Genomic DNA, 15798 nt, shown 5'->3' on the forward strand with positions numbered 1-15798 from the left:
CGCGCCATGGATTCTCCCCCATCAATGCTTATCTTTGATTAGTTTGCATGGGGCAAGTTGGCATTTGTCACATGGACGAATTGTAATGTAGTTGTGAACGTGCTCTGTGAACAAATCGTGACCGGCCTTTGCCAAAAATCGCCGAATCGGGCATGGGAGGCAAGATGAGCGGCTTTGATGACATCCCCTTCTTCGACGAGGAGCCTGCGCCCAAAGCAGCGCATGCGCCACGAAAGCCGGAGAAGCCGACAGCGACGGACAAGCCCGGCGGCGGCCTGGCCGCCCGTGCGCTCGCCGTGCGTCAAGGCTCCGTCCAAAAGCCATCCTATCTCGAGGGCCTGAACCCGGAACAGCTGCGCGCCGTCGAAACGCTCGATGGCCCCGTCCTGGTGCTGGCCGGCGCCGGCACCGGCAAGACGCGCGTGCTGACCACCCGCATCGCCCATATCCTCGCCACCGGCCGCGCCTACCCCAGCCAGATCCTCGCCGTCACCTTCACCAACAAGGCGGCGCGCGAAATGCGCGAGCGCATCGGCAAGCTGGCCGGCGAAGCCGTCGAGGGCATGCCATGGCTCGGCACCTTCCATTCGATCGGCGTCAAATTCCTACGCCGGCATGCCGAGCTCGTGTCGCTGAGGTCGGATTTCACCATTCTCGACACCGACGATGTCAACCGACTGCTCAAGCAGTTGATCCAGGCCGAAGGCCTCGACGACAAGCGCTGGCCGGCGCGGCAATTCGCGCTGATGATCGACAACTGGAAGAACAAGGGTTTTGACCCGAGCCAGATCCCGGAAGGCGACGCCCGCTCCTTCGGCAACGGCAAGGGCCGCGAACTCTACGCCGCCTACCAGAACCGCCTGCTGACACTCAACGCCTGCGATTTCGGCGACCTGCTGCTGCACCCGATCCGCATTCTCCGCAACAATCCGGATATTTTGGCGGACTATCAGGGCCGTTTCCGCTACATTCTCGTCGATGAGTATCAGGACACCAACACGGCGCAGTATCTGTGGCTGCGGTTGCTGGCCCAGCGGCCGAAGCGGAAAGACCAGCCTGTAGGTAAGGCACAGCCGGCCGAAGGCCGAGCCAGCGGTAGCTGGCCGGGCGACGTTTCGCCCGCCCCCGCGGAGCGCAGCCGCGATAGCGGCGACAGCGTGAGCGCAAAAGAATCGCAACAAATTAATATTTGTTGCGTCGGCGATGACGATCAGGCGATCTACGGCTGGCGCGGCGCCGACGTCGACAATATCCTGCGCTTCGAAAAGGATTTTCCGGGCGCCACCGTCGTTCGCCTGGAGCGCAACTATCGCTCCACCGCCCATATCCTCGGCGCCTCCGGCCACCTGATCGCCCACAATGAAGGCCGGCTCGGCAAGACGCTGTTCACCGACTCCGCCGATCCCGACGACGACAAGGTGCAGGTGCACGCCTCCTGGGATTCAGAGGAAGAAGCCCGCGCCATCGGCGAGGAGATCGAGCAGCTCCAGCGCAAGGGTTTCAAGCTCAACGACATGTCGATCCTGGTGCGCGCCTCCTTCCAGATGCGCGAATTCGAAGACCGCTTCGTCACGCTCGGCCTCAATTACCGCGTCGTCGGCGGCCCGCGCTTCTATGAGCGGATGGAAATCCGCGATGCGCTCGCCTATTTCCGCCTCGTCTGCCAGCCGGCCGACGATCTTGCCTTCGAGCGCATCGTCAACACGCCGAAACGCGGCCTGGGCGACACGACGATCCGCTTCCTCAACGACTATGCAAGGCGCGAAAACATCCCCGTCTTCGAAGCCTCTGCCCGACTGATCGAGACCGAGGACTTGAAACCCAMGACGCGCAAGTCGCTGTTCGACCTCGTCACGAACTTCAAACGCTGGCAGCAAGCGCTTGAATCGACTCCGCATACCGAGCTCGCTGAACAGATACTTGAGGAATCCGGCTATACCGACATGTGGAAGGCCGACAAGACCGCCGAAGCGCCGGGCCGGCTGGAAAACCTCAAAGAGCTGATCCGTTCGATGGACAGTTTCGAATCCATGCGCGGCTTCCTCGAGCATGTGTCGCTGGTCATGGAAGTCGACCAGAACGAGAGCATGGACGCCGTCTCGATCATGACGCTGCACTCCGCCAAGGGCCTGGAATTCGACACCGTCTTCCTGCCCGGCTGGGAGGAAGGCCTGTTCCCGCACCAGCGCTCGCTCGACGAAGGCGGCCGCAACGGCCTGGAGGAAGAACGCCGCCTCGCCTATGTCGGCATCACCCGCGCCAAGAAGCGCCTGCACATCTGGTTCGTCTCCAACCGCCGCATCCACGGCCTCTGGCAATCGACCATCCCGTCGCGCTTCCTCGACGAACTGCCGGAAGATCATGTCGAGGTCGCCGAAGTCGAACAGAACTACGGTGGCTACGGCCGCAACCCCTACGGCCAATCCCGCTTCGACCGCCAGGAACCTTTCTCCTCCGGCTACAATTCGCCGGGCTGGCAGCGCGCCCAGCAAAACAAGACCGACGCCACCCGCAACAACTGGGGCAGCCGCTCAGGCATGGCAGTCGAGCGCGTCGGCTATGGCGAGGCGGGACCGACGGGGAAGGTCATCCAGGGGGAACTGGTGGCGAAATCGAAGGTGGATACGCCCTCGGCTTTTGCGATCGGGGATCGGGTGTTCCACATCAAGTTCGGCAATGGGAATGTCAGCGGGATTGAGGGGAATAAGCTGACGATCGATTTTGATCGGGCGGGGCAGAAACGGGTGCTGGACGGGTTTGTGGAGAGGGTGTGATGGAGCGGTGCGGGCAGCTTGTGACCCAAACCGGGCATGCAACAAAGAAGTTGTGTAGTTACGCACTACACATATGCCTGCTGATGCGGGACGCCGCGATCTCGCCGTTGAGTTGAGGATTTCGATCAGCGTGCGGCACACCGATTAGACCTGGCTTCAGGCAGCTGTCGCGACGGGCGTAAGGGAGTAATGAGTTCGGTTGGTCATGTCTCAGTGATGAGCCTAGCCGTGAAACCGGTCTGACGGTCACTGGGAGGATCGGGCCAATCGTTCACGCGAAGCCCGGTCCCCAAGAAGCCTCTCGTAGCTCGACCTGACGATCGTCGCCAAAGTACCGAGGTCGTATGGCTTGACCACGAGTGCAAACGGCTCGGGCTTGGATGCAGATAGAAGCTTCTCCGGAAACGCCGTGACGAAAACCACTGATGCGTCGGCGAACGTCATTATTCTGTTGGCAGCGCTGAGACCGGAGCTGCCATCGGCGAGGATGATCTCAGCCGTGATCAAATCAGGTTTCGTGCGCGTGGCCATATCCACTGCGTCTCGCTCGGTTCGCGCGACGCCGGCGACAAAGAAACCTTGCCGATCGAGGAGGCTCGACAAGTCTTCGGCAATCCTCGGCTCGCTCTCGATCACCAGCGCCACTGGACGAAGCTCTTGAAGTGCTGTCAGCTTCCGTTCGATCAACGACTTATCGGCTTTGATGGTGGTCAGTTGACTTTGAAGAGATCGGTTCTCAGTTTCGATCCTGTCGTAATCGCCACGGGCGACCTTCGGCGAGACTGCCAATTTGCTAAGGGCGTTTGGCAAATCGCTTTCCCAACGCTTTCGTTTGCGGTCGAAGATGTGGTTGTCGTGCCCCTCAATCCCAAGCACTTCGACAACGGTCTGTCGGACACCTTGGAGCATCTCTGTGTTGGTGATGTCCCAGCCCTGCTTGAGTCCGATCGTCTTGGTGACGTCATTGAACGACATTGGTGGCACGACGATCGGGAGGGGTCTCAAAGACCTTGCCCACGTGGCACCCACCTCCATGAGGCAGAAGGCGCTGTCCATATATGACGGTGTCATGAGTAGGATGACCAGCTTCGGATCTTGAATTTGCTTCCACATGTCAACGTTGAAGTCATATGTCAGCTCGACACCGAAGCCAGGCAGACTGGAACAGAAGATCGACTTCGGCGAGACACCGATGGCATCGACGAGGAATTCGACCAACAGCTCGGCAAGATGTCGATCGGCCACAGCGTGGCTAACGAATATTTCGCGCATTCATTGATTCCCAAGAAATTCGAAGACGACATCAGACGCGCCAAACGCGAATGTTTCAAGTCTGATCAGAATCCAGATCATTCGGCGCAGAGCAAATCATATCAGCGCTTGAGCCATTTCCTTGATCCACGAGGAAAAAGCGACTTGGATTAGCATTTCGACTTGAAGGAACCCCTGGGAGGGTCAGATGATCCGAAAAATCTTCACCTCGACCAGTCACGAACATATGCCTGAAACGTTCGGTCACTCAACAATCTGACCCCTCACATGCGGCAACAGGCGGACTCACTGCCTGTGAGGATACAACAGCATCCGCCTCCTCATCAACAATTTGTGCGTGTGCACTTATAAGTGCGTCTACACCGAATTCTTTGGTGAGAGACTCGCCAACCGGACGTGCACCAACTGCAGATTGACGGCCGTCTGGTCTGCTTATTGCGCAAAGCGCGCCCCCTACTGACATATGCGCTCCCAACGCCGTCCCAAGATCCGCAATCAGATCCGCTGTCGTTTCCAATCCCACCGACAGCCTCAGCAGATCGCTCGGGCACGGCGTCCCCGGCCCTTCGATCGAAGCGCGATGCTCGATCAGTGACTCCACCGCGCCAAGCGAGGTCGCGCGCTTCCAGAGTTTCACATTCGCCGCGATCCGCATCGCCGCCTCTTCGCCGAACCGCCGCGATCGACGGGGAAGTGTGGGGCGATGACTGTGGTGAGGCGCTCATCGCCCTTACCTCAGATCAGACGCGTACTCGCCACGCAACCGGAGAAAGCTTTAAATGGCACGTCAGAGCTTGACTCAGCGGACTTATCGAAGCGCTGCTGACCCGAAGTTGCGTTTGGCGGCATCTCGACCACCCCTCCCCCACAACACCAATCACCCTTGCCCCAACACTCCGCATGACATAAAGAAATCCTTATATCTCCCCCACAGGAGCCGGATTTGCCCCTACCCCTGTTCGCCCTATTTCTGGCCGCATTCGCATTCGGCACCACCGAATTCGTCATCGCCGGCATCCTCCCGGATGTCGCTACGGGGCTGAGCGTCTCGATCCCGTTCGCCGGCTATCTGGTGTCCGGTTATGCACTGGGTATTGCCATCGGCGGACCGCTATTGACCATGGCGACACGACGTGTCTCACGCCGCACCATTCTCATCGTCCTGACGATCGCCTTCTGCCTGGGGCAAATCGCCTGTGCACTCGCGCCCAGCTTCGCCGCCATGCTGCTTTTCCGGATTGCCACGGCCATCGCGCATGGCGCCTATTTCGGCATTGCCATGGTGGTTGCGATCAGCCTCGTGCCGCAGGCATTTCGGGGTCGTGCCGTCTCCGTAATCCTCGCGGGCCTAACCGTCTCCAACATCATCGGCGTGCCTGCGGGCGCGGCGATCGGTGGACTCTGGGGATGGCGGGCGACATTCTGGGCAATGACGGTGGTCGGCGTCCTGGCATTGGCCGCCATCTGGGCCTTGATCCCGCAGACGCAAGCCGAACCTCAGCATGCCAGCCATCTGAGCCGCGAGGTGCGCGTGCTCGGCCGCCAGCAGGTCTGGACCTCGCTCATCATCATGCTGGCGCTGATGATCGGGCAAATGGTGCCTTTCACCTATATCACGCCACTGCTCAGGCAAGTCACGGGCCTTGATGCCATGGTCATTCCCTGGATACTGCTGCTCAATGGCGTCGGGGCAACACTGGGTGTCCTGATCGGCGGGCGGCTTTCGGATTGGAAACTGATGCCGGCGCTGATCGTCATGCTTGCCGTTCAGGCCGGCGTGCTCGTTATGCTCTATCTGGTCAGCCCCTATCCATTGCCTATGGCCGCGACGATTTTCGTCTGGGGTGCTCTCAATTTCGCAATTGGTACCCCGGTTCAGGCTCGTATCCTGATGTGGACGGCCGATGCACCGACTTTGGCCTCTTCGCTCATCCCATCGGGTTTCAATATCGGCATTGCCATCGCAGCGATGGTCGGCGCCGGCCTGCTCGACGGCGGATATGGCTATCGCAGCTTGCCGGTGCTGGGCGCCATAACCCTTGCACTGGCCTGCGTGGTCGCCATGCTTTCCGCTGCGCAAGAAAGGCGTAGCGGTGCTGCCGCCCCACGTCCGCTCCTGACGTAACCACCCTCGCGCCCACCTTCGGCGCGAAGCGATCCCGCCATCTTGGCCACCATCTGCCAGGCGGCCGGTTGGGGGCAAGATGGCGGTGCCTCCGCGCCCTGGCGCAGGCCTTGCCCGATTGACACGAAGGAACCTTTGGCGGGCCGAACACTTTTGACTCTCGAAGACCCGACCGTGTCAATCGGCCACGACGGGTATGGAAGACGTAGTGATTTTGCCGATTTCTCGCTGCGGGCAACGAAACGCCAGGCGTGTCCCGTTCCGTCCAACCGAGCGCTTCACCCGAACTCCCGCAATGTTTGAAAGCTTCACGGCGGGAAGATGGCCGGTTTCCGCGGACACGTCGGTCTGAAACGGACGGGCCTACGCTTCGGTGACTTTCTCCATGCTTACCCCCATGGCGACATGGCATAATGCCGGATAGCACTCATTTCACCCTGCCAAGCCATGATCTTGCCTCTTCCGGGTAAAACTTCGGAACTAAGCGACTCCGCGATCGTTCCCAAATGAAAGGAACAGGCATGAACGGATCGATACGCATTCCCCTGGCGGAAGAAAAAATCAGCATCGGCGTCGAAGAGCGGATCACCGGACGTGTGCGGGTGCAGACCGTCACCCAGGAAATCGTGGAGCATGCCACTGCTGATCTCGAACACTGCGACGTCGAGGTAAAGAGGGTGCCGATAGACAAAATCGTGACCACTGCCCCCGAGGTTCGTGTCGAAGGCGATACGACGATCATTCCCGTTATTGAAGAAGTCCTCGTGGTCGAGAAGAGGCTGGTGCTGCGGGAAGAGCTGCACGTGATGCGAAGGCGCGACCAGCAGACCGTACGAGTGCCCGTCACAGTGCGCAAACAGCAGGCGATCGTCGAACGGGAAGTGATTTACCCAGAGAAAAACCAACAGGAGAGTTAAATGGAAACCCAAAATGCGCGTACACTGACAGCCTTCTTCCGAGATCGCTCCGACGCCGAAGAGGCAACGCGTGAGCTCGTCGCCGCAGGGATTGCGCAGAGCGATGTCCGGCTCGTTCCCGGCAACGAATCCGACAATGTCGCTGCCACCGACGTCGGCGAAAGCCGCGGCTTTTGGGCTGCACTCGGCGATTTCTTTTTCCCCGATGACGACCGCGCCGTCTATGCGGAAGGTCTGCGCCGGGGCGGTTATCTCGTGACCGTCAGCAATGTCACAGAAACGCAGCACGGCCAGGCGCTCGATATTCTCGATGACGAAGGCACGATCGACGTCGACGAATGGGCCGACAGCTGGCGCGCCGAAGGATGGACGCCGAGCAATCCCGGCTTCGATCGCTCAGCGTCGTCCCTTCGCGCCGACCAGGCGTCACGCACCACGGAAGATGCTTTCGCGGTCGATCGCTCCACCGCGGGCGAGGACGTCATTCCGGTCGTCAAGGAGGACCTCAAGATCGGCAAGCGCGACGTCGACAGCGGCAGCGTGCGCGTGCGTTCTTACGTCGTCGACACGCCGGTTTCCGAAGCAGTGACGCTCCGCGACCAGAACGTCTCTGTCGAGCGGCGCAATGTCGACCGCCCAATCACCGACGCCGACACGGCTTTCCGCGACCGGACCATCGAAGCGGAAGAGCGTCACGAACAGCCCGTAGTCCGGAAGGACGCCCGGGTCACCGAGGAAGTGGTGCTGAAGAAATCCGAGAGCCAGCGGACTGAAACCGTCGACGACAGTGTCCGCCATACCGAGGTCGAGGTCGAGGATCAACGCAACACGCAGAGCCAGGGTCTCCAGGGCCAGCGTCAGCCCGGCCAGAACCAGACCTGGAAGAAGTGAAGCTGCAGACGGGGCCGCAATGCGGCCCCACCCTGCCCATCCTCTACGACGCCATCCGGCGCACGGTTCCCGACTGGTCCGTCGAGGATTTTGCCGCGGCAAACAAGGCGCGGCAGATCGCCTGTTCGAACTGGACGTTCCTGCGCAGACTGCGGGCGAAGAGCGGCATTTGAATTTTCAACTGCGCAATCACGTCCATCACACCCCGTTCCGCCATGTCTGCTATCAACGACGCGATCCGCTCTGCTTCCGCACGGTCTTCAGCGTGGTGGGCTCGAAAAATCGATAGCACGCCGCCGATCTGTGACGAGCTTGCCTCGAGCCGCGGAAACAATTCGCCCTCCTCGTAAGCGTGAGCCGACGAAAGTGTCGACAGCATTTTCGAAACGACTTCCGCGCACGCCTGGACCTCGAACAGCGGCAGACGCTCGGCCATCTGGTCAAGGGCATCACAAAGCCGGAACTGCTCCCTTTGGCGATTGGTCCATTGCGCGACATGTTCTGTTATCATTTGTTTCTCCGGTTCGTGTCGTCGCATTGTCGCTCGCGAAGCATTCGCAAGACTTGCACGAAGCTTCATTCGATCTGGCAATTTAGGGCGAACCGGTGGCGAAGTCGAAGGTGCATGCCTTCGGCCTTTGTGATCGTTGACCGGGTGTTCCACCGCGAGATCGGCAATCGAGGGAAATAAGCTGACGATCGATTTTGACCGGGTCGGATAGGGTAGTGTTGGACGGGCCTGTGGAGAAGGAGTGATGCAGGCGGCACGAAGGGCTGCTTTCCGTCTCATTGGGGCGCCAGTCGCTGGGAATACAGAGTTGCCGTCCTCAAAAGCGTGAGGTCGCTTGGCTCCAAGCCGTATCTCTGTCGCTGGACGACAAATGGCATTATGTGTCAAAAGAAGCCCATCGCATTCAGCGTGGAGAAAATCTTGGGACTCCGGGAAGACAAGAAGGATCGCACGCGAACGCAGTTGCTTGAGGCCGGGCTGGACCTGATCCACAAGCGCGGTTTCGAGGAGACGACCGTCGCCGATATCGCTGCTGCCGTCAGCGTTTCGCCCCGTACGCTGCTGCGTTATTTCCCGACAAAGGAGGATGTGATCGTCAGCTGGGTGCAGGACGGCATGACGATCATCCGGGAAGAGCTGAAGGAGCGGCTCAAGTCGGAGCCGCCGGTGGCAGCCCTTCTTGCCGCTGCGCGGGCGATGCTGATGGCCTTCGAGGAGAAATCGCGCTTCTTCCTTACCATCGAGACGGCAATCCGTTCCAACAGGAGCATTTCCGCGCGAAAGGAACAGATGATTGCCGAGCTGATCGACGAAGTCGCCCATATCCTCGCCTCCCCGGACAGACCGTCTCCGCTCCCGGACATTGTCGCCTATACGATCGCGGGAACAGTTTTCGCGCTCATTCGGGCATCGATCAGCAGTTGGGTGGAGGGAGGAGCTGCAATGTCGCTGCCCGATTTCTTCGACCGGGCGGCCAGCATCGTCCAATTCCAACAAAATGTCACCTAGTGACATTTGTCATTGACAGACATAATTTTCCGTGCAATTTCACAATGCGTTGCTGAGCAACGTCATTGCAAACAGCGTCGCCCAGCAAGGCGCGCCTGCCCGGAGAAAATGAATGCCCACACATCAAAAGATCGCACTCGTCACCGGCGCGACCCGCGGCCTCGGTTTTGAAACGGCTCGCCAGCTCGGCCGTGAGGGCGTGTTCATCCTTCTCGGCGCACGCGATCTGGCAAGCGGAAAGGAGAAGGCCGACACCCTACGCGCCGAGGGGCTGGCGGTCGAGGCAATCGAAATCGATCTCAATCGGCCTGATACGATTGACGCTGCCGCGTCTTCGATCGGCGAGCGTTTTGGCAGGCTCGACATCCTGATCAACAATGCGGGCATCCTGCTGCTCGACACCGACGATTTTCCGGGTGTCGTGGCGACGGACGCCATGCGGGAAACACTCGAGGTCAATTTCATCAGCACCGTGATCGTGACGCAGAAAATGCTGCCTCTGATCCGCCAGGCCGCCAGCGGACGCATCGTCAACCTGTCGAGCAGTGTGGGATCGCTCTGGTGGAACGGCGACCCGGGTAACCCGAACCCCAATGTCAAATGGCTCGGTTATGCCGCCTCCAAGGCCGCAGTCAACATGCTGACCGTGCAGCTTGCTTTCGAATTGCGCGACACGCCGATCAAGGTCAACTCCATTTGCCCCGGCTATGTCATGACCGATTTGAACAGGGGCGGCGGCTACGTCACCATCGAGGACGGCGTCAAGGCATCGGTCAAATATGCCTTGCTGGACGACGCCGGACCGAGCGGCCGGTTTTTCAACACGCAGGGCCCGATCAACTGGTGATCGCTTTCAGCTGGGCACTTTGTGGGCCCGGCATTCACAAGAACGATCAGTGAGGCGGGGATATTGGCGTCCCGGAAGGACGCTGCATCCGACGTCCAGCATGGCAGCGAAATTGCACGCCATCCCCTTTCAAGGACCATGAGAAATGAAACCAACCACGGACGACATCGTCGAGATCAACCAAATCCTCTCGCTCTGGGCACACCTCGTGGACAACCATGCGTGGGACCGGTTCGGTGAAGTCTTTACCGAAGATGCCTTTTTTGACTCGAGCGTTTTTGGGTTTCCCCCGGTCACAGGCATTGCAGCGATCCGCCACATGGCGAGCCAGGAGGGTCACGCAAGCGCGCATCACACCACGAACGTGTTCGTTCACGAAGGCCCCAACGACGAGATCCTGGCCGAGTCAAAGGGCCTCGGCCTGTTGTCGAACGGCGCGGTGGCGAGCGTAACTTACACCGACGAGCTGCGGCGAACACCGCAAGGCTGGCGCCTGGCGAGCCGCAGGCTCGCTCTTCAAGCGCCGTCGCGTTGAGATTGCCCGTGCTCTTCCCGTCAACCTGTCCCGATCGGGATTCGAGAAGAAAGCCTCCTTCATGCCCGGATTTCACCCAGGAAACGTCCTTGTCTGGCTGCTTGGAGGCTTCTTCGTCATAGGGGCCTATGGCAACACCTTCGTCAGTCCCGAAATTGCCGCGGATTACGCCCGGTGGGGCTATCCGCAAGGCTTTCATTATCTGACCGCCATCTGCGAGCTCACGACCGCGGTCATGCTCATCTTCAAACCACTGCGCCTTTACGGCTCACTGCTCGGGAGTACCGTCATGCTGGCGGCTGCGGCTACGGTTATGTTCCATGGCGAGTATGTGCATGCGATACCTCCTCTCATTGTCCTGGGTCTTTGTGGTCTCGTCGCTCGCCTGACAGCAAGGCGGAGACGATGGCTGTAGCTTCCATCCTCGCTTCGATTCAAGGTTCGAACATCCGCATCGGCTTCGGGCGCAAAGTGCTTGAAAAATTCACGCGATTTCGTCCCCGGCTCTTCGCACCCGCATGACAATCCCTGAGGGCCACAGCGCAACCCACAAAGCGCGGCCGCAGCCTCCATTCACATATTTGCTCTTAACGCAGCCCCAAGATCCTCGATCAAATCCCCCGGCGTCTCCAGCCCCACCGACAGCCTGAGCAGATCGCTCGGGCACGGCGTCCCCAGCCCCTCGATCGACGCGCGATGCTCGATCAGCGATTCAACCCCGCCGAGCGAGGTCGCGCGCTTCCAGAGTTTTACATTCGCCGCGGTCCGGATCGCTGCCTCCTCGCCGGCCCGCACGCGGATCGACAGCATGCCGCCAAAACCGCCCTGCATTTGCCGCGCCGCGACCGCATGGCCGGGATGCGTGTTGAGGCCTGGATAGAGCACGTCCAGCACCCGCGGATCAGCGGCAAAATGCGTGGCGACCGCTATGGCCGAGGCGCTCATCGCCCGCACCCGAAGATCGAGCGTGCGCATGCCGCGCAGCAACAGGAAGGCTTCGAACGGCCCGAGGATCTGGCCGAGCATCGAGCGCACGCGCTTGATCCGCGCCCAGAAATCGTCCTCGCGCGCCGTGCACAGCACGCCGGCGATGATATCGGAATGGCCGTTGAGATATTTGGTCGCCGAATGCATGACGATATCGGCGCCGAGCGACAGCGGCTGGCTGAGGATCGGCGTCGCAACTGTCGAGTCCACGGCAAGCCGGGCGCCGGCGCCATGCGCGATCGAAGCTGCGCCGGCAATGTCGGTCACCGACCACATCGGATTGGACGGCGTCTCGATCCAGACGAGCTTGGTTTCGCCCTGCCGGACGGCGGCGCTTAGCGCATCGAGATCGCTCGTGTCGACGAAATCGACCTTCAGCCCCCAGGCGGTGGCATCGTTCTTCAGCCAATTGCGCAGGCCCCAATACATGACAGTCGGCGCCACGACATGGTCGCCGGGCTGAAGCGCCAGGAACACCGCCGTGGCCGCCGACATGCCGGAGCCGAGCAGCATCGACGCAGCCGCACCTTCGAGCATGGTCAGCACGCTTTCGGCTTCGCGCACGGTTTCATTGTCGGGCCGGCCATAGATATTTCCCGACCGGTACTGATTGTCCGGATCGCGGATGAAGGTCGAACTGACATGGATCGGCGGCGTCACCGCGCGCGTTGCCTCGTCGATCCTGCCCATCGCCTGCGCCAGCAGGCTCGCCTTCGACCATTCCATCACCATCTCCTCTTCCTCCCGCCGGCGCAATCGCCATCGGATGCTGTCGGCTTCAGCCTATAACGGCAGGCTCGGGAAAATCCAACGCTCCGTGGTCACGCACTGATCGCTGTCGTGAGACCGGTTCCGCATGTCCGGCAAAATCGGCGGGAGCCGAGGTGCACGCCGCAATTGACCTCCTGTCACAATTAAACTATCGTATGAGTTGCAGGCCATTGCCCAAAACCCGGCTCCAACAGCGTTGTGCCGGGAGAGGCCTGTGATGGAGGGGGCGATGAAAGAGCGCGAAATAAGCCGTGCATTGGCGATCCTTGGCGCGGTCGCACTGATTATCTGCATCAGCCTTACTGCTTTTTACCTTCAGCCAAGCAGCGACGACGCTGTCAGCGCTGAAACATGCGGCGTTGAAGCCGAGAAGGCAGGCGTCTACAAAGACGCCCGCAAGGCTGCTGTCAACAAAGACACCGAAAAGGCTGCTGTCGACGACACGACGTGGTTCTGGGGCAATGCCTCCGACAAGCTGACCCTCCACTTCGCCTGGCCAAAGCGAACCTCCTTCGAGCACACGCTCTGCCTGATCGTTTCGGGTGCTTCAGCCGCCATGGAGAAGAACCCGGATCCGTCAGCCACCATTGCTCTGTCCATATTTCTCAACAATCTTCGGGCGGATCATCTCGAGCAGAAAGCCAAGCCGATCGCGACGCCACAGACGATCCTGATCACACTGACGGCGCAGGAGGATGCGTCCAAGGAATCGGCAGAATTCTGGCGGGACCTGCTGCATTCCGACTCCGGCTTTTCTGAAAAATCGATCGCGGTCGGTCTATCCCGGTCGCGAACGGACACGCCGGAAGTTGTGATGAAACGGGCGACCGTTCTCATCGTTTTCTATAAGGGCGTCACCATTGCAGGTGCCATGGCGCTCAGCCTCCTAATCATCAGCTTCATTCTTTACGTCCGCCAATCGTCGATCCTGCGCGATGGCGTCCAGACCTGGACCGGCGCGGAGCTGGACGATCAACGGACAAAGGCCCAGGCGCTTCGTGACGCTGCCCCAGCTGGCGAAACCGATGACGCAAAAAAGACGAGGATCTCCGGTGCGGATGCAGAGATCATGCGGCTGGACAGATCTCTTGCGAGGCTAGCCGGTCCAAACGCGGCGGCGAGCGTCCTGCGCGGCACCTACAGTCTGGCGAAAAGCCAGATGGCCTTCTGGCTGATCCTGTCCAGCGTTGGCTTCGTGTTCATCTGGCTATCCACCGGCCAATATCAGAACCTTGTGACACCGGGCATATTGGTGCTCCTGGGCATCAGCGGCGCAACGGGACTGGCGGCCGTCCAACTCACCGACGAGTCGGCCGCGAAGCGCCCTTCCGGCGGTTTCCTGTTCGATATCCTGTCGGACGAGCACGGACCGCAGCTCTATCGGTTGCAGGCGTTTATGTGGACGCTGATCCTCGGCGCGATCTTCATCTGGCATGTGGTCTATAATTTTCGCTTTGTCGATTTCGACAACAATCTCCTGATCCTCATGGGGATCAGCCATTCCGTCTATCTCGGCTTCAAGGCGCGCAACGCACTCAGTTGAACGCGCGAATGGTCGTAGAGCGTGCCGGCTGACAGGCCCGGGCAAGCGTTTGCCGATAGTCAACAGCTGATCCTGTTTGACCGGAAAGCGCTCATGTCGACCATGCCTGCCCCCTGGCCCATCACCATCAAGAACGGCGTGCGCGTCTGCGTCAGCCCGACGATCCAACTGATGACCGGCTATATCCTGCTCGAACAGGAGGACTGGTTCGAGGACGAGATGGACTTCATCCGCGCGCTCGTGACGCCCGAGATGAATACCTTCGACATTGGCGCCAACCATGGCGTCTACGGGCTCAGCATCGCGTCTGCCCTGACATCCGGCCATGTATGGGCGTTCGAGCCAACGGTGGCACCCGGCCGGATGATGGCGCAGAGCATCGCGCTCAACGGTCTCGCCGACCGCATGCGCTGGGTCCATGCCGGCCTGTCCGACCATGACGGCTCGGCCGAGATTTCCGTCTCCGGCAACAGCGAGACCAATTCGCTCTATGGCGCAGGCGGCGAGCGCGAGCGAATCGAACTCTATGCGCTGGACGCTTTCCTCAAACGCGAGGGCATCCACGCGGGAATCGACTTCGTCAAGCTCGATGCCGAAGGCGAGGAAGTCAAAATCCTCTCGGGCGGCGCAAAATTCTTCAGCCGCCAATCGCCGCTGGTCATGTTCGAACTCAAGCATGGCGCCGAGGTCAATCACGGCCTGATCGAGGCCTTCCAGGCGCTCGGCTACGGCATCTATCGGCTGGCGCCGGGCCTTGGCGCACTGGTGCCTTTCGATCCCGCATCGGCCGACGGCTTCCTGCTCAATCTCTTCGCCTGCAAGCCCGAGCGGGCGGAGGTGCTGGCGGCGCGCAACCTGCTGGTCACCCCACAGGCGGCCGCAACACCCCTCCCCGTTGCGGCGTGGCAGGAGCAGCTCTTCGCCCTGCCCTTCGCCCAAAAATATGAAAGCGCCTGGCGCAATGCCGCCTCGCCGAGCCCGGAGCATGACCTGGCGCTTTCGGCCGGACTGATCGCGCGCGATCCATCGCGGCCGGCAGCACAGCGCTTCATCCTGGCGCGCGAGGCGCTGGCGCGGGTGACAGCCATGGCCAATTCCGGCAAGGGCGACGTGGCGCTCTGGCTGTTGCGCCTCAATCTCTGCCATCTGCTTGGCGAGCGCGGTGTCAGCATCGGTGTCGCCCGCAAACTCGCCGGCCTGCCGCCGACAACGCTGGCGACGCTCAAATCGCCCTTCCTGCCGCCGGCGCCGGAATTCTACCACCGCGACCTCGGCCAGGCGTTCGAACACCTGCCCGATATCCTGCGCGAACTTATCGAAATCCGCCAATCCTATTCCGGCTATTTCGCAAACGATCCGATCGAGCCGCTCGCCGCCCTTGCCAGCCGCCCGGGCCACGACCCGGCCATCGACCGCCGGCTGGCGCTGACCGCCCGCCGCCGCGGACTGCCACTCAATATTGGCCCGGACCATCCGCTGCTGCAGCCGGACACTTCGATGAACTGGCAGATCTGGCGGGAGATCGTTGGCCTTTAGAACGGGGTTGAAGTCAGGCGGAAAGCCTACGGCGGTCGTGCTATCGTGTGATGATCAAATTCATCGGCACGCATGCCGAAT

At 60.6% G+C, this 15798-nt stretch carries 13 protein-coding genes and 1 pseudogene; 10 read left to right on the forward strand and 4 right to left on the reverse strand.

Features of this window, described 5'->3' with window-relative positions; genetic code table 11:
• Positions 1–164: 164 nt before the first annotated feature.
• A complete protein-coding gene (locus AC1D06_RS16715; RefSeq protein ID WP_477987081.1) occupies positions 165–2774 on the forward strand; it encodes an ATP-dependent helicase in 2610 nt (869 codons plus the stop codon).
• Between the two features lie 246 nt (positions 2775–3020).
• On the opposite strand, the gene AC1D06_RS16720 is transcribed toward AC1D06_RS16715, so the two are convergent.
• Together AC1D06_RS16720 and AC1D06_RS16725 are read right to left on the reverse strand one after the other, a co-directional pair.
• Positions 3021–4046: a response regulator gene (locus AC1D06_RS16720; protein ID WP_477987082.1), complete on the reverse strand. Its 1026-nt coding sequence runs from the start codon at positions 4044–4046 to the stop codon at positions 3021–3023.
• Positions 4047–4509: 463 nt separating this feature from the next.
• A pseudogene (locus AC1D06_RS16725) lies at positions 4510–4716 on the reverse strand (PLP-dependent transferase); the annotation flags it as partial.
• A 273-nt stretch (positions 4717–4989) separates the two neighbouring features.
• Between AC1D06_RS16725 and AC1D06_RS16730 the strand changes: the two are divergent.
• The 3 genes from AC1D06_RS16730 to AC1D06_RS16740 all read left to right on the forward strand — a co-directional run bounded on the left by AC1D06_RS16730 (position 4990) and on the right by AC1D06_RS16740 (position 7979).
• A complete protein-coding gene (locus AC1D06_RS16730) occupies positions 4990–6171 on the forward strand; it encodes an MFS transporter (RefSeq protein WP_477987084.1) in 1182 nt (393 codons plus the stop codon).
• A 521-nt stretch (positions 6172–6692) separates the two neighbouring features.
• On the forward strand, positions 6693–7088 hold the full coding sequence (locus AC1D06_RS16735; protein WP_477987085.1) for a YsnF/AvaK domain-containing protein: 396 nt from the start codon (positions 6693–6695) through the stop codon (positions 7086–7088).
• Entirely contained in the window at positions 7089–7979 is an 891-nt protein-coding gene (locus tag AC1D06_RS16740) for a YsnF/AvaK domain-containing protein (protein WP_477987086.1), read from the forward strand.
• A gap of 43 nt (positions 7980–8022) precedes the next feature.
• Here AC1D06_RS16740 and AC1D06_RS16745 read toward each other — a convergent pair whose 3' ends face one another.
• Entirely contained in the window at positions 8023–8769 is a 747-nt protein-coding gene (locus tag AC1D06_RS16745; protein ID WP_477987087.1) for a hemerythrin domain-containing protein, read from the reverse strand.
• A 141-nt stretch (positions 8770–8910) separates the two neighbouring features.
• Here AC1D06_RS16745 and AC1D06_RS16750 point away from each other — a divergent pair, with 141 nt between their 5' ends.
• The 4 genes from AC1D06_RS16750 (at position 8911) to AC1D06_RS16765 (ending at position 11295) form a co-directional block, all read left to right on the forward strand.
• Positions 8911–9498: a TetR/AcrR family transcriptional regulator gene (locus AC1D06_RS16750; protein ID WP_477876812.1), complete on the forward strand. Its 588-nt coding sequence runs from the start codon at positions 8911–8913 to the stop codon at positions 9496–9498.
• Positions 9499–9610: 112 nt separating this feature from the next.
• Positions 9611–10345 (forward strand): SDR family oxidoreductase, encoded by a 735-nt coding sequence (locus tag AC1D06_RS16755; protein ID WP_477987088.1) that lies wholly within the window; start codon positions 9611–9613, stop codon positions 10343–10345.
• A 145-nt stretch (positions 10346–10490) separates the two neighbouring features.
• Positions 10491–10880, forward strand: coding sequence for a nuclear transport factor 2 family protein (locus AC1D06_RS16760; protein ID WP_477876810.1), 390 nt, complete (start codon positions 10491–10493; stop codon positions 10878–10880).
• 61 nt (positions 10881–10941) lie between these two features.
• Positions 10942–11295 (forward strand): DoxX family protein, encoded by a 354-nt coding sequence (locus AC1D06_RS16765; RefSeq protein ID WP_477987089.1) that lies wholly within the window; start codon positions 10942–10944, stop codon positions 11293–11295.
• Between the two features lie 158 nt (positions 11296–11453).
• Here the strand turns inward: AC1D06_RS16765 and AC1D06_RS16770 are convergent, their stop codons facing one another.
• Entirely contained in the window at positions 11454–12593 is a 1140-nt protein-coding gene (locus AC1D06_RS16770; RefSeq protein WP_477987090.1) for a trans-sulfuration enzyme family protein, read from the reverse strand.
• A 274-nt stretch (positions 12594–12867) separates the two neighbouring features.
• Between AC1D06_RS16770 and AC1D06_RS16775 the strand changes: the two genes are divergently transcribed.
• A complete protein-coding gene (locus AC1D06_RS16775; RefSeq protein WP_477987091.1) occupies positions 12868–14181 on the forward strand; it encodes a hypothetical protein in 1314 nt (437 codons plus the stop codon).
• A gap of 93 nt (positions 14182–14274) precedes the next feature.
• Positions 14275–15717, forward strand: coding sequence for an FkbM family methyltransferase (locus tag AC1D06_RS16780; RefSeq protein ID WP_477987092.1), 1443 nt, complete (start codon positions 14275–14277; stop codon positions 15715–15717).
• Positions 15718–15798: the final 81 nt, after the last annotated feature.

The sequence above is a fragment of the Rhizobium sp. P2_G2 genome (assembly GCF_056403555.1).